20 protein-coding genes and 1 pseudogene are annotated in these 22,255 nt (G+C 43.9%); 3 read left to right on the top strand and 18 right to left on the bottom strand.

What is annotated here, in order from left to right; all coding sequences use genetic code 11:
* Positions 1-34: 34 nt before the first annotated feature.
* The 16 genes and pseudogenes from frr to ACZ42W_RS06850 all read right to left on the bottom strand — a co-directional run bounded on the left by frr (position 35) and on the right by ACZ42W_RS06850 (position 16,979).
* A complete protein-coding gene (frr, locus tag ACZ42W_RS06925) occupies positions 35-592 on the bottom strand; it encodes a ribosome recycling factor (RefSeq protein WP_464169461.1) in 558 nt (185 codons plus the stop codon).
* Positions 592-1,314, bottom strand: a complete 723-nt coding sequence (gene pyrH, locus ACZ42W_RS06920; protein WP_464169459.1) for a UMP kinase — start codon at positions 1,312-1,314, stop codon at positions 592-594. Before pyrH ends, frr begins: the two co-directional genes overlap by 1 nt.
* A 94-nt stretch (positions 1,315-1,408) precedes the next feature.
* The gene (gene tsf / locus ACZ42W_RS06915; RefSeq protein WP_464169457.1) at positions 1,409-2,062 is read right to left on the bottom strand and encodes a translation elongation factor Ts; all 654 of its coding nucleotides are present in this window, start codon (positions 2,060-2,062) and stop codon (positions 1,409-1,411) included.
* A 195-nt stretch (positions 2,063-2,257) separates the two neighbouring features.
* Positions 2,258-2,986 carry a 30S ribosomal protein S2 gene (gene rpsB / locus ACZ42W_RS06910; RefSeq protein ID WP_464169455.1) on the bottom strand — a complete coding sequence of 243 codons (729 nt, stop codon included), beginning with the start codon at positions 2,984-2,986 and terminating at the stop codon, positions 2,258-2,260.
* A 196-nt stretch (positions 2,987-3,182) separates the two neighbouring features.
* Entirely contained in the window at positions 3,183-3,626 is a 444-nt protein-coding gene (locus tag ACZ42W_RS06905) for a hypothetical protein (RefSeq protein WP_464169454.1), read from the bottom strand.
* Positions 3,627-3,830: 204 nt separating this feature from the next.
* The gene (gene codY / locus ACZ42W_RS06900; protein ID WP_464169452.1) at positions 3,831-4,619 is read right to left on the bottom strand and encodes a GTP-sensing pleiotropic transcriptional regulator CodY; all 789 of its coding nucleotides are present in this window, start codon (positions 4,617-4,619) and stop codon (positions 3,831-3,833) included.
* A 50-nt stretch (positions 4,620-4,669) separates the two neighbouring features.
* Complete coding sequence (gene hslU / locus ACZ42W_RS06895; protein WP_464169450.1) at positions 4,670-6,049, bottom strand: ATP-dependent protease ATPase subunit HslU; 1,380 nt, start codon at positions 6,047-6,049, stop codon at positions 4,670-4,672.
* Positions 6,050-6,061: 12 nt separating this feature from the next.
* Positions 6,062-6,592 (bottom strand): ATP-dependent protease subunit HslV, encoded by a 531-nt coding sequence (gene hslV, locus ACZ42W_RS06890; RefSeq protein ID WP_464169448.1) that lies wholly within the window; start codon positions 6,590-6,592, stop codon positions 6,062-6,064.
* Positions 6,593-6,691: 99 nt separating this feature from the next.
* Complete coding sequence (xerC, locus tag ACZ42W_RS06885; RefSeq protein ID WP_464169446.1) at positions 6,692-7,588, bottom strand: tyrosine recombinase XerC; 897 nt, start codon at positions 7,586-7,588, stop codon at positions 6,692-6,694.
* 776 nt (positions 7,589-8,364) lie between these two features.
* Positions 8,365-9,678 carry a methylenetetrahydrofolate--tRNA-(uracil(54)-C(5))-methyltransferase (FADH(2)-oxidizing) TrmFO gene (trmFO, locus tag ACZ42W_RS06880; RefSeq protein WP_464169444.1) on the bottom strand — a complete coding sequence of 438 codons (1,314 nt, stop codon included), beginning with the start codon at positions 9,676-9,678 and terminating at the stop codon, positions 8,365-8,367.
* 6 nt (positions 9,679-9,684) lie between these two features.
* A complete protein-coding gene (topA, locus tag ACZ42W_RS06875; protein WP_464169442.1) occupies positions 9,685-11,772 on the bottom strand; it encodes a type I DNA topoisomerase in 2,088 nt (695 codons plus the stop codon).
* 125 nt (positions 11,773-11,897) lie between these two features.
* On the bottom strand, positions 11,898-13,031 hold the full coding sequence (dprA, locus tag ACZ42W_RS06870; RefSeq protein ID WP_464169440.1) for a DNA-processing protein DprA: 1,134 nt from the start codon (positions 13,029-13,031) through the stop codon (positions 11,898-11,900).
* A 75-nt stretch (positions 13,032-13,106) separates the two neighbouring features.
* Entirely contained in the window at positions 13,107-14,114 is a 1,008-nt protein-coding gene (gene ligD / locus ACZ42W_RS06865; RefSeq protein ID WP_464169438.1) for a non-homologous end-joining DNA ligase, read from the bottom strand.
* Positions 14,115-14,130: 16 nt separating this feature from the next.
* The gene (locus ACZ42W_RS06860; RefSeq protein WP_464169436.1) at positions 14,131-15,069 is read right to left on the bottom strand and encodes an ATP-dependent DNA ligase; all 939 of its coding nucleotides are present in this window, start codon (positions 15,067-15,069) and stop codon (positions 14,131-14,133) included.
* A gap of 350 nt (positions 15,070-15,419) precedes the next feature.
* A pseudogene (gene ku, locus ACZ42W_RS06855) lies at positions 15,420-16,232 on the bottom strand (non-homologous end joining protein Ku); the annotation flags it as partial.
* A 177-nt stretch (positions 16,233-16,409) separates the two neighbouring features.
* The gene (locus tag ACZ42W_RS06850; RefSeq protein WP_464169435.1) at positions 16,410-16,979 is read right to left on the bottom strand and encodes a GNAT family N-acetyltransferase; all 570 of its coding nucleotides are present in this window, start codon (positions 16,977-16,979) and stop codon (positions 16,410-16,412) included.
* Positions 16,980-17,498: 519 nt separating this feature from the next.
* On the opposite strand from ACZ42W_RS06850, the gene ACZ42W_RS06845 reads away from it, so the two are divergent.
* The 3 genes from ACZ42W_RS06845 (at position 17,499) to ilvD (ending at position 20,754) form a co-directional block, all read left to right on the top strand.
* Entirely contained in the window at positions 17,499-18,056 is a 558-nt protein-coding gene (locus ACZ42W_RS06845; RefSeq protein ID WP_464169434.1) for a hypothetical protein, read from the top strand.
* A 203-nt stretch (positions 18,057-18,259) separates the two neighbouring features.
* On the top strand, positions 18,260-18,946 hold the full coding sequence (locus tag ACZ42W_RS06840; RefSeq protein WP_464169432.1) for a FadR/GntR family transcriptional regulator: 687 nt from the start codon (positions 18,260-18,262) through the stop codon (positions 18,944-18,946).
* Between the two features lie 146 nt (positions 18,947-19,092).
* Positions 19,093-20,754, top strand: a complete 1,662-nt coding sequence (ilvD, locus tag ACZ42W_RS06835; RefSeq protein WP_464169431.1) for a dihydroxy-acid dehydratase — start codon at positions 19,093-19,095, stop codon at positions 20,752-20,754.
* Positions 20,755-20,861: 107 nt separating this feature from the next.
* On the opposite strand, the gene ACZ42W_RS06830 is transcribed toward ilvD, so the two are convergent.
* Together ACZ42W_RS06830 and ACZ42W_RS06825 are read right to left on the bottom strand one after the other, a co-directional pair.
* Positions 20,862-21,191 carry a DUF6054 family protein gene (locus ACZ42W_RS06830; RefSeq protein ID WP_464169429.1) on the bottom strand — a complete coding sequence of 110 codons (330 nt, stop codon included), beginning with the start codon at positions 21,189-21,191 and terminating at the stop codon, positions 20,862-20,864.
* Between the two features lie 261 nt (positions 21,192-21,452).
* The gene (locus ACZ42W_RS06825; RefSeq protein WP_464169428.1) at positions 21,453-22,055 is read right to left on the bottom strand and encodes a DUF3786 domain-containing protein; all 603 of its coding nucleotides are present in this window, start codon (positions 22,053-22,055) and stop codon (positions 21,453-21,455) included.
* Positions 22,056-22,255 lie beyond the last annotated feature (200 nt).

Raw genomic sequence — 22,255 nt, 5'->3', positions numbered from 1 at the left:
AAATATGCAGGGGGTCAATTGTTCTAAGTCGAGATCAAACTTCCATGATCTCTCTTTCCTTAGCATCCATGATATGATCAATCTCTTTAATAAATTTATCCGTCATCTTTTGGACATCATCCTGAGCCCGTTTAACTTCATCTTCAGAGGAGGCGTGTTCTTTTTCCAATTTCTTCAGATGATCATTTGTATCTCTGCGGACATTTCGGATAGCGACACGAGCTTCTTCAGCTTTTTTCTTCACTGTTTTTACAATTTCTGTTCTCCGCTCAGCCGTGAGTTGGGGAATGATTAAACGAATCACGACTCCATCACTTGAAGGATTCAAACCCAAATCTGACTTGAGAATGGCTTTTTCAATCATGGGTAGACTCGTTTTATCCCACGGTTGAATGGACAGCATGCGAGGTTCTGGCACTGCGATATTTGCCAATTGATTAACTGGAGTTGCAGTACCGTAATATTCAACAGTAATCTTATCTAACATATTCGGATTCGCACGTCCTGCTCGGATCGTAGCATACTCCCTCTTTAAGACATCGACCCCTTTACGCATCCGATCTTCAGTATCCGTTAAAACCTCTGAAATCATTAAATATCCCTCCCTACATAAGTCCCAATGGGCTCACCCATGATTGCTTTAAGTATATTCCCTTTTTTATTGAGGTCAAATACAACAAGAGGAATGTTATTATCCATACATAATGAGGCTGCTGTCGAGTCCATAACCCCTAAGCCCTGGTTTAATACTTCTATGAAGGTCAACTTCTCATATTTTACAGCATTGGGGTTCTTCATCGGATCAGAATCATAGACACCATCCACTTGTTTAGCCATTAAGATCGCATCTGCTTCAATCTCTGCAGCCCTTAGGGCTGCTGTCGTATCCGTCGAGAAGTAAGGGTTTCCGGTTCCTGCAGCAAAAATAACAATTCGCCCTTTTTCCAGGTGCCGGATTGCTCGTCTCCGAATATAGGGCTCGGCTACTTGCCTCATCTCGATTGCAGATAAGACGCGAGTGGCTACACCCGTATTCTCCAAAGCATCCTGCAAGGCCAACGCATTCATTACCGTAGCAAGCATACCCATATAATCAGCATTTGCGCGATCCATCCCTTGCTTGCTTCCGGCTATTCCGCGCCATATGTTTCCGCCGCCGACCACTAACGCGACTTCCACCCCGAGTTTTCGAATTTCTGCCACCTGATCTGCAACGGTCACAAGCATATCATGAGCAATTCCAAAGCCTTGACTTCCTGCTAAAGCTTCTCCGCTCAGTTTTAAAATAACTCGGCGGTATCGTGGTGTTTCCATCGCTGAACCTCCATTAAATATTTCTACACTTCAGAAAATAATCCTCTTGGATATTTTAAAAAGAGAACACCTAAGTGTTCTCTAATCGCTAACCTTAGCGGTTGACTTCTTTCATCACTTCTGCAGCGAAATCTTCTGAACGTTTTTCGATTCCTTCACCCATCTCATAACGAGTGAAGCGACGAACGACAATACGTTCACCAATCTTCGCTGTTTTTTCTAGAACGATATCGTTGATGGTCTTGTCTGGGTCCTTAACGAAAGACTGCTCCATAAGGCAAACTTCCTTATAGTATTTCTCGATTCGACCTACAACCATCTTTTCGACGATCTTTTCAGGTTTTCCTTCATTCAAAGCTTGTGCTTTAAGAATGTTCTTCTCATGCTCTAAAACCTCAACCGGAACTTCTTCTTTCACAAGATAAAGCGGATTTGCTGCAGCAATTTGCAGAGCTATATCCCTTGCGAATTGCTTAAATTCATCCGTTTTTGCAACGAAGTCAGTTTCGCAGTTTACTTCGAGTAATACACCAATTCGTCCACCACCATGGATGTATGCTTCTACAATTCCTTCAGCAGCGATGCGGCCTTCCTTTTTCGCTGCTGCAGCGAGGCCTTTCTCACGAAGAAGGTCAATGGCTTGGTCCACATTTCCATCGACTTCATTAAGAGCCTTTTTACAATCCATCATTCCTGCACCGGTACGTTCACGAAGCTCTTTAACTTGAGCTGCACTGATTTGTGCCATAATTAAAACCCTCCAAACATATGTATATCAAAATTCAAAAGATAAGAACATCTTTCCTAAAAAAATTAACATTTACCATTTTTAAAAAGAAGCCTTATGCAAAAAGGGCAGGATGAGCATCAGGGAAGCCTTAACTAACCCCTCTTCACCCTGCCCCTCTACTTAATCTACTCTTTATCTCTGTATGAGGGATAATTATTCAGCAACGACTTCTTCAACCGCTTCTGCGGCTTCATCGATGCTTCCTTGTTGCCCCTCGATGATAGCATTAGCCATGCAACCTGTTAAGAGCTTCACTGCACGAATTGCATCATCATTCGCAGGAATGACTACATCAATCTCATCCGGGTCACAGTTTGTATCGACAATTGCGACAATCGGAATGCCTAAGCGACGAGCTTCTGCTACAGCAATACGTTCTTTGCGTGGGTCGACAATGAATAAAGCATCCGGGAGTTTCTTCATGTTCTTGATTCCGCCCAAGAAACGCTCAAGCTTCTCCATCTCATGACGGAGACCAGCAACCTCTTTCTTCGGAAGAATATCAAAAACACCTTCAGCTTCCATACGCTCTAATTCGCGAAGACGACTAACACGTTTTTGAATGGTTTGGAAGTTTGTCATCGTACCTCCGAGCCAACGCTCGTTGATGAAGTACATACCACAACGCTCAGCTTCTTCTTTAACAGACTCTTGAGCTTGCTTCTTCGTACCGACAAACAAAATCGTACCACCATCTGCTGCTAAATTCCGTACGTAGTTGAAGGCTTCCTCTACCTTTCTTACGGTTTTTTGCAGGTCAATGATATAAATTCCATTGCGCTCCGTAAAAATGTAACGAGCCATTTTAGGATTCCAACGACGAGTTTGATGACCGAAGTGAACACCGGCTTCTAGTAATTGCTTCATAGAAATTACAGCCATAGTGTTGCACCTCCTTTCTTGTTTTTTTCCTCCGCAGGTTCATCTTTCGGTTCACCCTGCAAAGCAGGGAACATTGAACCGCTAATCCCACTGCGTGTGTAGTGATTTCACACTGCGACTAGAATATCATACCTGTGTAAGCTTTGCAACAAAAACTCGACTTATTTCATCTTAATCCCTCTTAGCAAATTTCATCTTATACACAGGTGAAATTCGTTCGGATGTCATTCGCTTTAATGAAATGTTCCAAATCAATCATCAGCTCTGGAAAAGGAAAGTACTGATCGGTAAGATAAAAGTCCTTCTTCTTTGTTTTAATCTGAACGACTTCTTTTCCTTGTCGAGTTGTGAAAAGCGCAATACGGCGAATCTCTCCAGGGGTTAATGCATGTTCCCCCGCTAAGGATTTCAATACAATCTGATTCTCTTCTACCCGAAAACTTTTACTCCGCCCATAGATCCATAAAGCCACAATTCCCAATCCAGTCGCTATATAGATTCCTAGGAGAAGCGTCATTTCCTTTGCTGGGATATTAATGACGAACCAAAGAATAGCTGCTAGAATAGGGAAACTCACCAGGTAAATGCCTCCTGGGATTGCCAACGGTTTCAATTGGTAGAAATACTCCTGCTCTTCCATTTGAATCCCTCCCTAGAACGTTCAACTAGCCTTGAATTCCAGTCTTCGGTGAATAACCCTTTCATGGAGGGTTTTGGCCAAGCCGCCTTTCCTCAGGAACAGTTAGTGAACCAAGGGTGCTTTGCCCCCACCGAAGCTAGAACGAGAACACCTACTTTATTGAAGTAGGTGTTCTATTCTAAAAACGAATTCCCTATAAGAAATTTATTTATTGTGACGGATTTTATCGAGCTCATCTAAGAGATAGTCATTGAGCACTCGGATGTATGTTCCTTTCATGCCCAAAGATTTAGACTCAATAACACCTGCCGATTCAAACTTTCTCAGCGCATTGACAATAACCGAACGTGTAATTCCGACTCGATCAGCGATTTTACTTGCAACCAATAAACCATCTCCGCCACCAAGTTCTGCGAAGATATGCTCTACAGCTTCAAGCTCAGAATAGGACAGAGTGCCCACTGCGATTTGTACAGCAGCCTTTTTACGTGCTTCTTCTTCGGCACGTTCAGCCTTTACACGAAGAATCTCCATGCCAACCACGGTTGCCCCGTATTCAGCAAGGATCATGTCCTCATCCTTAAAGTCCTCATCAAACTTAGCAAGAACTAGAGTTCCTACGCGTTCCCCACCGCCGAGAACAGGCACAATGGTCGTAAGTTTGTTATTAAAATGACACCGCTCATTGTCGTTAAATACGCAACCATTAGCAACTTGAATCGTATTTGTACGAGTTTCTGTGACTTTTAATAAGCCTTCATTATAGCTTTCAGGAAAACGCTCAGAATGAACGACAATCTCTTCCATGGAATTGCAACCGAAATTCTCCATAAAGCTATAGCCGAGAATTTTACCACGTCGGCCTACGATATAGCAGTTTGCCTGAATCGATTCACTAAGCACCTTAGCCATTTCATCAAAATCCACATCATGCCCTGCTGCTTTTTGAATAAGTTTACTAATAGCTCTTGTTTTTTCTAATAAGTTTTTCATTAAATTTTCCTCCTTTTAATTTAAGTCTCCAATCTAGTAAGACACTGTGTCTAGAGAATGTATCTAGACAAATCTTGATTACGGACAATATTGCCTAACCGATGCTGCACATACTCGCGGTTAATTGTCACTATATAATCTTCAGGCAGCTCAGTCGCTTCAAACGATAGTTCTTCAAGGACTTTTTCGACAATCGTGTGGAGTCGTCGTGCGCCAATATTTTCTGTATTGGAATTTACTTCAAAGGCGACTTGCGCCAATTCATCAATAGCATTCTCTGTAAATTCTACCTTTATCCCTTCAGTTTCCAATAACGCACTGTACTGCTTGATTAAGGAGGACTGAGGCTCCGTTAAGATCCTTTTAAAGTCCTCTACGCTAAGGGACTCTAATTCGACACGTATTGGAAAGCGTCCCTGTAGCTCAGGAATAAGGTCTGAGGGCTTAGCCACATGAAAGGCTCCCGCAGCGATGAATAATATATGGTCAGTTTTGACTGGGCCATACTTCGTTGTAATTGTAGACCCTTCAACGATAGGCAAAATATCGCGTTGAACTCCACCTCGAGATACATCGGGTCCCGCGCCATCGCGTCCTGCAATCTTGTCAATCTCATCAAGAAAGACCATTCCTTCATGTTCCGTACGCCGGATGGCTTCTTGTACAGCCTCATCATGATCGATGAGTTTCTGGGCCTCTTCCATCGTCAAGATGCGCCGCGCTTCCTTGACCGTTACTTTGCGCTTTTTATGCTTTTTAGGAAGCATCCCCGCCATCATATCTTGAAGATTTGAATTCATATCCATTCCGTTATTCCCCAGGATATCGGGGAGAAGGGGTTGATTATCTTCAACCTCTACCTCAATGACTTTGTCATCAAGTTCTTTGCGGTGCAAACGTTCGCGCACAAGGGCTCTGTCGCGCTCAATCTCTGGAGTGACCGTTTCTTCTTTTTCCTGTCCTTGCCCAAAGAGGAATTGAAGTGGATTATTCGAGGTGTTGGTTTCTGTGCGTTTACCGGGAACTAGTAAGCTTTCCAGTCTCTTCTCTGCTGCAACCGCAGCTTGAGACTCCACTTGCTCCATGCGTTCAGCCTTTACCATTCTCAAGGCAATTTCGACTAAATCACGAATGATGGATTCAACATCCCGCCCCACATAGCCTACTTCCGTGAACTTCGTGGCTTCAACCTTGAGGAAGGGAGCTCGTACCAACTTAGCTAACCGTCTGGCAATCTCGGTCTTTCCCACTCCTGTTGGTCCTATCATCAAAATGTTCTTAGGGAGGACTTCTTCCCGCAGTCCTTCGGGTAACAGAGAGCGTCTGTAGCGGTTACGGAGGGCAATAGCTACAGCCCGCTTTGCTTGATTCTGTCCTATGATGTAGCGATCCAATTCGCGGACAGTTTCCCGTGGTGTGAGTTGTTCCATGGTTTTCCCCCCTTAAAGTTCTTCGACAATGATTTGGTCATTGGTATAAACACAAATCGAAGAGGCCACTTCCATAGCTTCCCGAACAAGCTGCCCAGGTTCAAGCTCAGAATGCTTAGCAAGTGCTCTCGCAGCAGCTAAAGCATAATTCCCACCGGAGCCAATCGCTAGGATTCCATCATCCGGTTCGATCACTTCTCCTGAACCTGAAAGAAGGAGCAAGCTTTGCTTATCTGCAACAATAAGTAAGGCTTCGAGATTCCGAAGCGCCTTATCCATTCGCCATTCCTTAGCAAGTTCTACCGCAGCACGTTGAAGATTGCCATGATATTCTTCAAGCCGATGCTCAAACTTATCAAACAGCGTGAAGGCATCCGCGACAGAACCGGCAAAGCCAGCAAGTACCTGACCATGAAAAAGTCGACGTACCTTCCTAGCCTTATGCTTCATCACTGTTGCCTGCCCCATTGTAACCTGGCCATCTCCAGCCATGGCTACGTGATCTCCTCTTTTTACAGCTACGATGGTCGTCGCATGAAACATAGGAATACCTCCTTATATCGGCAGTTTAATGGTTTAGCGCGCAAGAGTCAAGAGGAATTGTATATAATTGCTGTCTTTTTATGAATATTTACGTTTTCTTTATATTTTCTTTGCTCTTGGATGACTCTGTTCATAGACTTCTCTTAGTCTTTCCCGAGTGAGGTGAGTATAAATCTGAGTGGAGGAAAGTTTAGCATGCCCCAGAAGCTCTTGAACGCTTCTCAAATCGGCTCCCCCGTCGAGCAAATGCGTGGCGAATGAATGCCGAAGCATATGCGGATGAAGATGCTGGGGTAATCCTGCCTCCAAGGCTAACTTGTCAAGAACCCGACGAATCGAACGTGTGGATAGACGAGATCCTTGATAATTGAGTAAGAGCGCTCTTTCCTGATCTTCTCGCATGAGAAGATAGGCCTGAATCGCATCGAGAGCGTACTTAGTCAAGGGAACTATCCGTTCTTTACTTCCTTTCCCACGCACACGAAGTAGGGAACTCTCAAAATCAACGTCCTTACGATTCAATCCAGCAAGTTCGCTTACGCGTAGGCCTGAGCCGTAAAGTAATTCTAGTATCATTTGATCCCTAACACCCAAAAGGGTCGTACAATCCGGAGTTTGTAGAAGTTTTTCCACCTGTTCAAGAAACAAAAACTGGGGAAGCTTTCGACCAAGTTTGGGGGTCGCAATCCTTTGGACCGGGTTCTTCTGGAGGACTCCTTCCCTACAAAGGAACTTGAAGAAGGCGCGTAAGGATGAGAGTTTTCGAGCCATACTTTTACGTTCCATTCCTTGATCGGTTAATTCGCCGAGGAAACTCCGGACGATGTAGATATCGACTTGGTCGACGGTTAGGTTTTCTGATTCGATACCGAGTTCGCGGGCAGTGAAGTCGATAAATTGGGTGATGTCGTTATGGTAGGCGAGAAGGGTATGTTCGGAGCGATTTTGGGCTTTGAGGTGGCCGTCGAATAAGCTTAGGGCTTGGTCTGCTTGCACGAGTCAGTCCTCCCTCGAATGTCAGTTATATCTGGGGGGTTCTCCAGGATTTTGTTTTACACCGGATCCTTCGCCGTATTGATTTCATTTTGAGCAGGCGGCTTCGGCGAAAATGTCCACCGGACACTTTCGTGCTCTGTAAGCTTCGCGGACCAATCTAACGCTCGAGTGCTACGCTCCGACGGGTGCCCGGCCAAATCGGCGTCCCGATAGTCGGAAGGAGACTATCGCACTTGTTTGCCTCGTGGCCGGTTGTAAACGTCGTGTTTCCAACCCGTCTCCGCTACGCACTTTTCGCGAAGATTGGTACCCGCTTGCTTAGAAGGCGCTCACTAATGTAAAACAAAATCCTTGGGTTCTTTCTTAAGATTATTGCTCGGGTTTGTCTTTCAAATCGCGATTTGCTTATGTGATTCTTCGAATTATTTTCTGAAGCCCTTCAGCAAAGTGAGTTACGATTACAGACCGCAAGGTTTCTTCGCGAGCAGCCCCCAAACTCGGGCTAAACTGCACCCCATATAGCGGGGCGGGCCCCATGACGAAAGCCTCCGGTGGAGGGTTTCGCCCCGAGCCGCCTGCAGAATTAGACACCTTAACGGCGAAAGGTCGGGGCACGCCGCCTATTGAGCAGGAGAACAAGTGCGAAAGCCTACCACGGCTTTCGGATTTAGGCGGGTACCCCGCAGCTTTCAAGAAGCAGTTTAGCCCGTAGTTTGGTCTGCGAGCGTATTTCCGAGCGGCTGTAGCGTAACTCGACTTGCAAAGATCTTCGAAGCTTACTCCAGCTTCTCAGCCGCCGTAAACTCCTCGATCCTTGCCAAAGCACGCTCTGCAATTCGTTGATTCTTCTCGCGCTTTGCCTTAATCCGAACCTCAAGGGGAGGCAAGAGCCCGAAATTCATATTCATCGGCTGGAAGTTTACACTCGGTGATCCTTCCAAATGGCGAGCTAGAGCACCTAGAGCAGTCTCCTCAGGGAAAACTAACAGTGGCAGCCCATTCAAGCTACGTACTGCATTGATTCCTGCGACTAGGCCGCTAGCGATTGATTCGACATAACCTTCTACGCCTGTGATTTGTCCGGCGAAAAAAAGATTGGGAGACTTCTTCAAGCTAAAATCTGCATGTAGAACTTTTGGCGCATTCAAAAATGTATTTCTATGCATGACGCCATATCGAACGAATTCTGCATTCTCAAGACCAGGAATTAAGCGGAAGACGCGTTGTTGCTCTCCCCATTTTAAGTGGGTCTGAAAGCCAACGAGGTTGAAAAGCGTTCCTTCACGATTTTCCTTACGAAGCTGTACGACAGCGAAGGATCTTTTACCTGTTCGGGAATCAATGAGGCCCACGGGTTTGAGTGGCCCGAACGTTAAGGTCTGTTCTCCTCGAGCTGCCATGACCTCAACAGGCATGCACCCTTCAAATACTTTTCCCTTTTCAAAGCCTTTTACTTCAGCGGCTTCTGCCTGAAGCAGTTCTTGATAAAAGGTCTTATATTCTTCTTCAGTCATAGGACAGTTTAAATAATCAGGATCTCCTTTATCATAACGTGACGCCCAGAACGCTTTATCCATATCGATCGACTCTAGGGTTACGATAGGTGCTGCTGCATCGTAGAATGAAAGGGCATCCTCCCCGGTTACTTTCTGTATTTGCAAGGCCAACTCATCCGAAGTCAAGGGGCCAGTGGCAATCACGGCGATTTCTGACTCGGGAAGTGCTTTGACCTCTTCGCGATGAATTCGAATCAGCGGATGGTTCTCCAAGGTTTCCGTGACTTCACGGGAGAATTTCTCTCGATCAACCGCCAAGGCTCCTCCTGCAGGAACGGAATGCTGATCAGCCACTCTTATCAGAAGAGAGTCCAAGCGGCGCATTTCCTCTTTCAATAGTCCTGCTGCATTATCCAAGCCTGCACCTTTGAGCGAATTGCTGCAGACTAATTCAGCAAATCGATCCGTGTGATGTGCCGGAGTCATCCGTTCCGGCCTCATCTCATACATTTCTACTTCTATTCCTTTTCGGGCAATCTGCCAAGCCGCTTCAGCCCCGGCAAGGCCAGCGCCGATGACTTTTATTGTTGCCATGCTGTCTTATTGCTCCTCTACTAGCTTGTCAAATCGGCACTCTGAATTCGTGCAAACATAGCGTTGTCCTTGTTTTGAACCCTTTATAACCATGAATTTCCCACACTTCGGGCATGGCTCAGGTGCAGGTAAATCCCAAGAAACAAACTCACATTCTGGATAGGTACTACAGCCGTAGAATTTGCGTCCCTTTTTACTCCGTCGAACAACTAAAGGATTCCCGCAATTCGGACATTTTGTACCAATCTCTTCGAATAAGGGTTTGGTATTGCGACATTCAGGGAACCCTGGGCAGGCTAAGAATTTGCCATACCGGCCCATTTTGATGACCATATTACGACCGCAATTCTCACAGATTTCTTCTGAGACCTTATCCTCAATTTGCACTTTTCCCATGAGCCTATCCGCTTCTTCCAAGGACACTGCAAAAGGACCATAAAAATCACGGACTACCGATTTCCAAGGTCGGATTCCTTCTTCGATATCGTCAAGCTTTTCTTCTAGGTTCGCTGTAAACTCAAGATCGACAATCTCAGGGAAGTATTCTTTCAAAAGGCTTATTACAATCTCTCCTAATTCTGTAGGAGAAAGTTTCTTATCTTCCTTAGCTACATACCCACGAGATTGGATTGTCTCAATCGTTGGAGCATAGGTACTTGGACGTCCAATTCCCTCTTCCTCCATCTTTCGAACGAGCGAAGCCTCTGTGTATTTCGGCGGGGGTTCAGTAAAGTGCTGCTTTTCTTGCTTTTTGAGCACCTCAAGCTTCTCCCCTGGCTCGATATTGGCAATAAGGGAGTCCTCTTCTTGATCTCCCTCCCCTTCATCTTGCCCTTCCTCATAGACGGCTAAATATCCAGGGAAACGAACGGTGGAGGCATTTGCGCGGAATAAGTAATCTCCTCCCCCCACTTCAACAGTGAGAGTATCGAGAATCGCAGCGCTCATCTGACTGGCTAAGAAGCGTCCCCAAATCAATCGGTAAAGGCGCAATTGATCTCGACTTAAGAACTCTTTTAAGGATTCAGGTGTCCTCAATAACGACGTCGGACGAATGGCCTCATGGGCTTCTTGGGTACGTCCCTTACTTTTAAACTGTCGGGGCTCTGGGGGGTAATAATCTGCTCCATACTGGGCGATAATCCATTCCTTGGCCTCTGCTTGAGCAATCTCAGAAATATGGACAGAGTCTGTACGCATATATGTAATGAGACCGCCTGTGCCTGCCTTCCCAATATCTATCCCCTCATATAATTGCTGAGCTAGCATCATGGTCCTTTTTGGAGACATATTGAGCTTACGATACGCCTCCTGCTGTAGGCTACTTGTCGTAAAAGGAGCCGCTGGTTGTTTCCGTTTCTCACGGGTTCGTACATCGTTTACAGAAAAGGAGGCATTTTCTAAGTCCTTAAGCACTTGCTTCATTTCTTCTTCCGAAGAAATTGTAAGTTTTTGATCTGATTTTTTGACTAACTTAGCAGCAAAAGCCCCTCCTGCCGCTTGCAAAGACACAGTAAGACTCCAGTATTCTTCCGGGATAAAGTTTCGAATCTCCTCTTCTCGGTCAGTAATTAATCGAACCGCAACAGACTGGACACGCCCCGCACTAAGCCCCTTTTTCACTTTTCTCCAGAGGAGCGGGCTGAGTTGATAACCGACCAGACGATCAAAAACGCGGCGTGCCTGTTGGGCATCCACTTTGCTCGAATCAATTTGTCGGGGTTGCTTTATAGCAGCCGTAATCGCCGGTTTTGTAATTTCATGAAATTCAATTCGACACTTACCCGATAAATCGATGCCAAGAAGATGACCAAGATGCCAAGCAATAGCTTCTCCTTCACGATCTGGGTCAGAGGCCAGTAAGATGCGATCAGCCGACTTTGCCGCAGCACGAAGTTCCTTAATTAAATCTCCCCGGCCACGAATTGCTATATATTTGGGATCAAAATCTTTTTCTATGTCTACCCCAAGCTGGCTTTTAGGCAAATCTCGCAAATGTCCCATGGAAGCTTTCACTGTATAGTGGCTACCTAAGAATTTGCTGATAGATTTCGCCTTAGCAGGGGATTCGACAATAACGAGTGTCTTTGCCATAAATCACCTCAAGAAATCTCTATTAACATTATATACAGACAAGCATAGCTTAAACCTTGCTAAGAGTCTTAATTGTTCTCCGCTTGGCAAACTAGCCTAATCTTATCTTCTTTTCTATAGTATGTCTAGCACTTGTGTGCTAATACATAGAGCTGTCCTGGAAGTTGTTCAATCTGACCTGCTAATTGCAGCTCTAAAAGTGTTAGTGGAATTTGCTCTGGAGGAAGTTGGGAATTCATCGTGATTTGATCGATATGAAGCGGAAGGTCACTTATCATTTCGAGAAGTTCCTCCTGTTCTAGACTCTTCTCAAGATGTGTACCCGTCCTATTCATCTGCCCTGGCTCTTCATTCTTCTCCTGATTTTGACTACCCTGTAAGGATGGGATTTCCGGCAAGATATCCTTAAAACCCTCGATGAGCTTTGCACCCTGTCGAATAAGGTTATTTGATCCTTTGCTTTGTTCACTAAAAATCGGTCCAGGCACTGCAAAGACTTCACGTCCCTGCTCCAAAGCGAAATCCACGGTAATGAGGGCTCCGCTTTTCAATGCCGCTTCAACAACTACAACACCACGGGACATTCCGCTAATCAATCGGTTTCTCATCGGGAAAAGTTGAGGTTCTGGTGGCATTTCCGGCATAAACTCACTAAATATCGCTCCACTTTTTTCGATAATTTCCTCGGCAAGTTTCTTATTTTCTGGAGGATACATAAAGTTAAGTCCGCAGCCGAGAACTGCCCAGGTTATTCCACTGCCTGCTAAGGCCCCTTTATGTGCTGCCGTATCAATTCCTCTAGCTAAGCCACTTACGACAACAATATCGTGCTGGGCTAACTCTTTACTGATTGCTTCAGCCGCTGCCCTCCCATAGGGAGTAGACTTTCGCGCCCCTACAATGGCAATCGCTTCTTTTCGAATAGACAAATGTCCTTTGTAATAAAGAAGAGGTGGAGCATCCGACAACTCCCGTAACAAGGGAGGATAGTCTTCCTCCTCGGGAATGACAGTAAAAATTCCCTTCTCTTTTAGGGCTTCTTCAATTTCAAAGGGATTGAGTTCTCTCCGTTTACGACCTATCTGCTGAATCCATGGCTCTTCTTTGTGAAGACCTGAAGTGCTCTCGATAGAATGCCAGGCATTGATTGCACTTCCATACCGGGCAATAAGCTGACGGAGTTTCCCACTCCCAATTCCGGAAATGGAATGAATCGTTGCTCTATACCGTTTTTCTTCTAACCAAGTATCCTTGCACATAGCTTCCCCTCCCCGTCCCCTTCTTTTCGGTACAGTAGGAGGGTTTTCCTGCGTCAAACTCTGTCGAATTGAACTCTATTTCAGAAAATAGTGCAGAATTCTACCAAAATCGTTTTTTTCCTTCATAACTTCGCTTAAATCTCCAACTGTTTCTAGTCTTTTCCCAAAATTACGAAGTGTAAACTCCTCCGGGGCCACTCCAGAATTCACTTCTTCCCATAAAAGCGGAGTGGAAACCTGTCCTTGAGGGGTTGGACGCACACTATAAATTCCAGCCATTGTTCTACCCCTACCATTTTGAAGGTAATCAAGATATATCTTGCCTTGTCTTCTTTTAATACTGCGCTCCATCGTACAAATGTCTGGACGCTGCTTTAGAAGGAAGCGGCAGACTCCTTCTATTCCTCTTTGTACCTCCAAGTAAGTGTGGTTTGGAATAAGGGGGAGTAAAATATGTATCCCTTTCGATCCTGACGTCTTCACAAGGAATTTCATTTTTAACTCCTTTAAGATTTGCCCTAACATCCGAGCCACTTCAAAAGCTTCCGATATACCCGAGGGTGGATCAGGATCTAAGTCAAAAACAGCCCAACTTGGATACTCGGGATGTTCGATCGTTGCTGCCCAGGAATGAAGCTCAATACAACCCAAATTAATCAGATAGACTAAAGTCGATAACTTATCACAAACGACATACGTCAAGCTGCTCTCTGAGTGTGGATCTGTATATCGGGTGATCCACTCTGGTGCTTGAAGAGGGCATTCTTTTTGATAAAAGAATTCGCCATGTATTCCTCCAGGATATCGCACCATGACAAAGGGGCTCTGAGAAAGATGCGGTAAGATGTATGGGGCCATCTCAGTATAAAATTGAATGAGTTCCCCTTTGCTAATCCCGCTTTCTGGAAAGTAGACTTTATCGAGATGAGTTAACGTCAGTGTATTCCCATTGATATCGACATTTACAGAGTCTTGCTTTTTCCCAGAAGCTTTCTGGGACTGTGGTTGGAGCCTCGTCCTAGACAAAGGGGCGAGGTTATTCGCTTCATTTGCTGAAGGATTGTCAAGATGAGTCTGTGGCAAGAGGACTCCCCCTTTCTTACTCTAATCTACACTCTGAGGGTCGCACCTGTACAAAGGCTTGAATACTCGGTTGCCGTAGGGTCCCACCTCCCGTCCACTCCATAAAGCGCACCTTCACGGTATACTCCGGTTCTAACCAGATTGCCTCCTTCATACGAGCGGGTCGATTGACAAACGGACTATCCTTTCTCCGTAAGGGCTGAATCCTGTGGGTTAATTCCTGCCAATCTGACTGAGTAAGCTTCCCCGTACCCGCATGCCCGATATACCAAAACTGCCCCTCGCTATCATACGCTCCAAGCAACAGGGCATTAACTATACCGTCCCTTAGAGTCACTCCACCTACTGCAGCGATGATATCTCTATAGTTCTTAACTTTCTGCCATCGATTATCCTTCCCCCCAATGGCATAGGTCGAAGACAACTTTTTACAAACAATACCTTCTAGGTCCTGTCCTTTAATAGCTTCAAAGAGGCTTGGCGCATCTGGAAAGTTATCAACGACATGCACCCGCTCCTGCGATCTTAGTATCTCATGAAGGATTTTCTGTCTTTCCTTGAGTGGAAGTGTGTTAACCCAGTCTCCATTATAAAAAAGAAGATCAAATACCATATAAGAAATTTCAATTTGCTGTTTTACCCTATCCACTTTTTCTAAGCGGCGAATTCCATCCCGTTTCATCACTTGATGAAACGAGGGTTTGCCCTTCTCAAGTGCGATGACTTCTCCATCGAGGATAACGGATTTTGCAGAACAATAGTTTTCGATTGGGGTCAGCTCAGGGTATTGTCCCGTTCGTTCATTAAGCTGTCGATTGAAAAGTTGGACACGACTTCCATCATAATAGGTCAGTACTCTAACCCCATCCCATTTGACTTGTGCAATCCAATCTTCTCCCTGGGGAAAAACGTCTGTACGAATTGGTTCAAACGGAATAATCGGTTTCATGTCCATCTTTTCTAGGCCCCTTTAGCCCTTCGAGTGCTACGCCGTCTTAACGTTAAGGTGGATTTCTGTGGTCTCTCTTCACTTTCAACCTGGGAACTTTCGGCTTGGGGACTTTCAGTCTTTCCCTGGAAGGTGTCTGCTTCAGACACGTTCTCCTTAGTGATGTTCTCTTCTACGAACTTCTCTTTAAGGGTACCCTTCTTCTTATTAAGCTTTTCATCTTTCTTATTAGTTTTTGCTTCCTTAGCTATTTCACCTATTTCAGCGTTTTTGTGTTTTACATCCTTCTTACCTACTTTATCTTTAATATCTTCCTTCTTATCTTTAGGATCTATCCTCTTATCCTTACCTTTTATTTTATCGACAGATTCATACTCCTTTTCATCTACAGATGGTTTTCCTTTTTGTTGATCTGTAATTGCAATGCTTGCCCGCAAAGCTTCCATTAAATCAATAACCTTTCCCGGTTCGGGAGCGGCTGTGACACTAAAGGTTTCGCCCGCCACTTTCTTCTCGATGAGTTCCTTCACTTGCTCTCTCAATTCATCCTGATATTTCTCAGGCTCGAAAGGAGCGGCTAAATTTCCAATGAGTTGCCGAGCCATCTCGATTTCTATCTCTGTGGGAGAAACCTTATCCCAACTGGCCTCAAGATGCCTGATTTCTGCTGGATAGTACATGGTTTCGAGAACCATAATATTTTCATCGACCACTCTAAGACAGGCTAAGTGCTGCTTTGAGCGCATCGTTAACTTCGCCACAGCCACTTTCCCCGTATCGGCCATAGCTTTACAGAGTAGACGGTAAGCTTTTTGAGCAGTCTCTTCTGGGCTGAGATAATACGACTTCTGATAATAAATCGGATCGATCTCCGCTAAAGCGATAAAATCCAGAATATCAATGGAACGACTCATTGGCTTTTCTAAGGAAGCTAGATCTTCGTCGTCCAGAATAACATAACGGTCCTTTTCGTATTCATACCCTTTGACAATATCTTCTGCTGCGACCTCGATATCACAATGTGGACATTTCTTCGTATAACGAACCCGGTTATGACAGGCTTCATGAAGATAATTAAAGTGAAATTCTTGTGTTTCTGTCGCGGCATGCATCTTCACAGGAACATTGACGAGTCCAAAGCTTATTGAACCTTTCCAAACAGTATGCATGAAGACACCTCCTCAAAGTTTAGTCTGAGCTTAAGGAAGAAGTTCATGCAAAATAGAAGGTATAGATATTTGGGTGAACTGGCAAATACAATCAGGGAAACCTTTTTATGGCGCTAAAAAACAACCACGCCTTGAGTAAGCGTGGTTGTAATAGTCAACTATTTTCTATGTAATATCTCATAATCGGTTTCGATTGAGACCTTCTTGCTGCAACGACAAATCCAGCCTCTCAAACACAGAAGGAATACCTGTCCAAGTAAATGCATCAGGGATGTTATCTCCGTAAGGCACTACTGGATAGCCTTCTATGATTTTAACATGATTCGCTTTTCCGTAATTAATAGCCCCTTTCAGAAGTTCAAGTGATATGCCTTTCCTCCTGAGGGATTTAGTAATAAAAAAACAAGTGATTGCCCACACTGGTTCATTATCAATTCTTTTCCAGACTCTTGAATTTTCTAACCTTTGATAGACTTCACGGGGAGCAATCGCACACCAGCCAATGGGCTTGTTATCAATATAAGCTAGAATACCTATTCGTTCTTTTTGTTCCACTAGATTTCTCATAGCGAGTTTGTTTTCATTCCCCTTCTGACGTTCAAAGTCTGATCTTTTTAATCGCCATGACATACACCAGCACCCACCACATCCTCCTCTTTCTCCAAATAAGGCTTCAAAATCACCCCACCGATTTAGATCGAAAGAATATACTTTTAGGTTTAACTCTCTGTTAGCATAGAGCATCATATACTATTTCTCCTCGCTTTCTCATGAGAAGAGCTCACCAGAGAAACGTGCCCTCAATTCGTGCATGAAAGAAGTACACATTCTACTCTACTTGCTTCTTCAAATACTTAGCTTAATGGAATGAATTTTGAAAACAAGATGGCTGTTTTGCTATCATATAATAAGTGCCTTCTGGCGAATAGTAGAATGTTGACCAACCGCTGAATACTCATATTTTTATTCTATCATAATGAGACTCTGGGTAACCACTTCTAGAACCGCTTATCCAATAACCTCTTTTTAACTCTATGTCATCAAATTTTTAGCTAGATGTCATCAATAAACTCCATCCCTACTAGAGAATAATCCACATAAAGCATCTTCCTGACCTCCACATTTGAGGGTGTAAGGGGTGGAAAAATGTTTTCAGTTGAGTTCTAATATTTTTAAGCATTTGTAAATATTTGCATAGACAAGCTTTGTACTATATGGTACATTATTTGACGGAAAAGAACTTTTTTTATCGAAGGAGGAAGAATTATGAAAAAAATTCTAGGTATCGTACTCTCTTTGGGCTTATTGGTAAGCCTTGCTGGGTGCTCCGGTCAACAGACAACAGCAGCACCTGCTAAAGCAGCAGATCCCCTAAAAGTGGGAAGAGTTGACTATGCAGCCCATGGAACAAAAGGCTTTGCTACCGCATTCGCAGTTGTACAAGGTGATAAAATTGTCAAAGCTTATGTAGACGAGTATCAATTTATGGCTACAGAAGGAACTAAAGCAGTACCAAATTCCGATAAGGATATGGGCACCGCGGGCTATAAAGACGCAACAAAGCAAGTTTTAGCATCTAAAAAAGTAAACACAGCAGCTTATAGCGCTAACATGGCTAAAAATGCTGGTTCAAAACAGCCTTGGGATCAGAACATGGCTGCCATCGAAAACTATGTTGTTGGAAAGACAATTGCAGAGTTAGAAGCTACTCTCAAAAATACCCCTAAAGAGAAGATGCCTGTTGATACTATCAGTGGTTCTACATTGGCAGATTCTGCTGGTTATCTTACCGCAATTGTTGAAGCAGCAAAAGTTGCTAAATAACTAGCGAACCTAAAATAGCAGCACATGAGGTCTACTCATGCGTTGCTATTTTTTTGTGCAAAAATCTTTCGACTAGACATTTTTTTTGCTACACTTGCTTCATAGTTGTTCTTGACATGAGTTTATACATCAGACATCATACTTGAAAAGCGTTGTCTTACGCAGTATCATGAAGAAAAGATTTTAGGGGGAGCGAGCGACCTATGACAAGAGCTGAAAAAAGTCTGGTCGAAAATGTAGCAGAAGATATTCTAGCAATGATTACCATAGATAAAAAGTTTTCCAAGGGAGATAAGCTCCCCAATGAGAACGAACTCTCTGCGAATTTAAAGGTCAGTCGTACTACGTTACGAGAGGCCATTCGCATTTTAGTGGCCCATAATATCTTAGAGATCCAGCGTGGTAAGGGAACCTATGTCAAAAATGATCAAGCACAAAGCGATGAGTTTAGCTTAAAAGAGCTTACAACTTTAAAGCCAGATGTTAAAGATTTGTATGAAATGCGTTTAATCTTCGAGCCGCAATCGGCCTACTATGCCGCAAGAAGAGCTACAGATAAGGAGCTTGAGCGTATTTTATACTACGGGAAGCTTGTAGAACAAAGAATTCTAAAAAAGGAAGATCGAACAGAGGTTGAACAGGCATTTCACAAATCAATTGCCAAAGCCACCCATAATGAGTTTATGAATCGGCTAATTCCTATTCTTCATCAAGCTATTGATAAAGGAGTCGTTCTATCTGAAGTCAACGATGAAATGGTTCAGAATACCTTAAATGATCACAGAATAATTATGGAGTTCCTAGCAAAACGAGATGCAGAGGGAGCAAAAACTGCCATGAAACTTCATATCCTTCATGCCATGAGAGGCTTTGGAATCACAGAAAATTGAAGATTGTTTCGTCAAAAAATTCAACTCAATCATCAAGTGACTTCGTAAAGATGCATCCTGACCGTTCATATTTTTTCCACATTGACAGTAGACATCATACAATAGATAATGTAATCATACAACGTAATAAATGAGAGGTGTTCAATATGAATAGTGATGCTGTAACAAGAACCACACCCCATCGTGCCTTACTTCATGCGCTGGGATTAACCAATGAAGAAATTGAAAGACCCTTAATCGGTATTGTTAGTTCCCAAAATGACATCGTTCCAGGCCATATGAATCTGGACAAAATCGTAGACGCAGTCAAGCTTGGTGTAGCAATGGCTGGGGGAACCCCTCTTGTCTTCCCTGCGATTGCTGTATGCGACGGTCTCGCAATGGGGCACCAAGGAATGAAGTATTCACTCGTCACTAGAGAATTAATTGCCGATTCGACTGAAGCAATGGCTCTTGCACATGCCTTTGATGCACTGGTCATGGTTCCGAACTGTGATAAAAACGTACCTGGATTGTTAATGGCCGCAGCACGGTTAAATATTCCATCGATCTTTGTCAGTGGAGGTCCGATGCTAGCTGGAAGAGTCGATGGGCAGAAAACCAGCTTTTCCAGCGTTTCCGAAGCAGTCAGCGAATACAGTTCTGGAAGAATTACCAAGGAGAAGTTACTTGAATTTGAAAATAAGGCCTGCCCCACCTGCGGTTCCTGCTCAGGCATGTATACAGCTAACAGCATGAACTGTCTAACAGAAGTGTTAGGAATGGGGTTAAAAGGCAATGGTACGATTCCAGCGGTTTATTCAGAACGGATTCTACTTGCCAAGCACGCAGGTATGCAGATCATGGAGCTGTTAAAAAAGGATATTCGTCCAAGGGATATTCTCACTGAGGCTGCCTTTAATAATGCCTTGACTTTAGATATGGCCTTGGGTTGCAGCACCAACAGTATGCTGCACCTTCCTGCGATTGCTCATGAATGCGGTATTGACTTAAATCTAGAAATCGCCAACGCAATTAGTGATAAGACACCGAACCTCTGCCATCTTGCGCCTGCAGGTCATACCTATATCGAGGATCTCCATGAAGCGGGTGGCATCTATGCAGTGATGAATGAAATCAATAAGTTGGGCTTACTGAAGACCGATTTGATAACCTGCACAGGTAAGACGGTCGGGGAAAACATAGCAGGCTGCTTCAATAAAAATACGGAGGTTATCCGACCCGTTGAAAACCCCTACAGCCAAACAGGTGGTATTGCAGTATTAAAGGGGAATCTTGCACCTGATTCTTGCGTTGTCAAGCGTTCCGCTGTAGCACCCGAAATGCTGAAGCATGAGGGCCCTGCAAGAGTATTTGACTGTGAAGAAGATGCTTTAGAGGCCATTAATTCCGGCAAAATCGTACCAGGAGATGTGGTTGTAATCCGTTACGAAGGTCCAAAGGGTGGTCCAGGAATGCGCGAAATGCTAAATCCAACCTCTGCAATCATGGGAAACGGACTTGGAGAAAGTGTCGCACTGATTACAGATGGTCGATTCAGTGGTGCAAGCCGAGGTGCAGCAATCGGTCATGTCTCTCCTGAAGCAGCCTTAGGTGGGAATATCGCTCTAATCGAAGAAGGGGATATTATCCAGATTGATATTATGGCCAACACTATAAACTTTGTGATAAGTGACAGTGAACTACAGAAACGCAGAGAAAACTGGAAACCAAGGAAACCCAGAATTACAACGGGTTACCTTGCTAGATATGCAGCCTTGGTTACGTCGGGAAATAGAGGCGCCATCTTAGAATTTAATCAGCAATAAATATAATCAACAATAATATGAAATCCCTTAAACGAGTAAACTGGTTTAAGGGATTTTTTCTGAAGTTTTTCCACCAAACTTTAAAATTGTAAACATAAGCTTGCTACTCACCTAATAATATAATCCTCGAGTATTTTCTGAACACTACTGGCGAATTTTTCAGTCGCACCCCAATCAAACTTTAAAAAAATGCCCTGAGAACTACCTGTAGAAATTGATCTTACATCAGTAGGTCCATAAATATTGTCGATAATCACAACCAAGGCTACCCTACTTTCAACTCTTATAAAGTACTTTTCAAATACCAATGTTCCAATATAGACATTATTGCCCAGATCATGAATTTCTTCATGAACCAAGTCAGCATCTTCGTTCTCTTTGACAAAATCTAGTGCTTCTTTAGGAGTAATTCTGACTCTAAAATTATAGGTACTCATCGCATTTTCCCTCCAGGTATTCTACCGATTTTCAAGCTTATATATTCCATTATTAATGATCATACTTTCAAAATCATAATACTTCCCTTAAGGGTGCACCGTTACAGAAGACTGACTTACTTTTTGCCAACTTGCTGATGCCCAGTCCTGAAGCTGAGCTATAACCTAATCATAACTTATTTCCAGAGAGCCCACTGTCAATCCATCCTTTCGCTTTAGGAGTGAATGATGTGCCTTAACTGCTTTGTATTTTCTACGTCCTTAAATAACTGCTACCTTCCGAAGCGTCTGAGCCACAAAACTAGCCAATACAGCATAATCTTCTGTAGGTAAGATCGTACCTGCAGAACTATCAAACAAAATATTCCCTGAAGCAGGAAACTCGTCATCCCCTCCCCAAACAACTAAGGTGACTGGGATCTTAGGAAATACCTTTAATACCACTGCGGCATCCCCGAGCTTTACTGCCTCTCCTCCTATACGGGTTGCAACCTTCACTAAGTTTTCCGGATGACCTCCGAAAGCATTGACTAAAGGACGAATGGCTCGATTCGTAAACGGTTGAATATAAATATTCCCGCCTGGTAATTCTTTATAGGATATCAGTTGTCCAGTTTGTACAGCTGGAGAACGGTTGACGAGATAATGAAGAACAAGAATCCGGGCGAAAACGGGCAGCTCACCTTCCAAAGCTGGTTCAGGGCTGAAATTTCCTGAGGGATATTCTACTTCGAATTGTTGCCCCAAAAATTCAACCTTGATCTTATTCCCTTCGATCAGGTAACCGGAGAATTCAGCAATTGCTTCTAAGGTTGTATTCCGGAATTTCTCCAAGGCAACGTCGTAAGCAGCTGTGTAATTCATTTCTTCCCCTCCAGTAAGTCTATTTAGCACCATTTCCTCTATATTCTTTATTTTCAGTCGCTTTTCCTTCTCTAGAATAGAGCAAATAAATCTTCTTTCTCCATCGGGGATGATGAGGATTTAATTATGAATCGAGTGGATATGGCCTTATACAAGGCTAAAAATGATGCTCGAAACATGGTGATAACCGCGGTCTAGGA

This window comes from Desulfitobacterium elongatum, assembly GCF_055378975.1.
The sequence above is the reverse complement of the archived record's forward strand: the minus strand, read 5'-3'. Positions and strand labels throughout refer to the sequence as shown.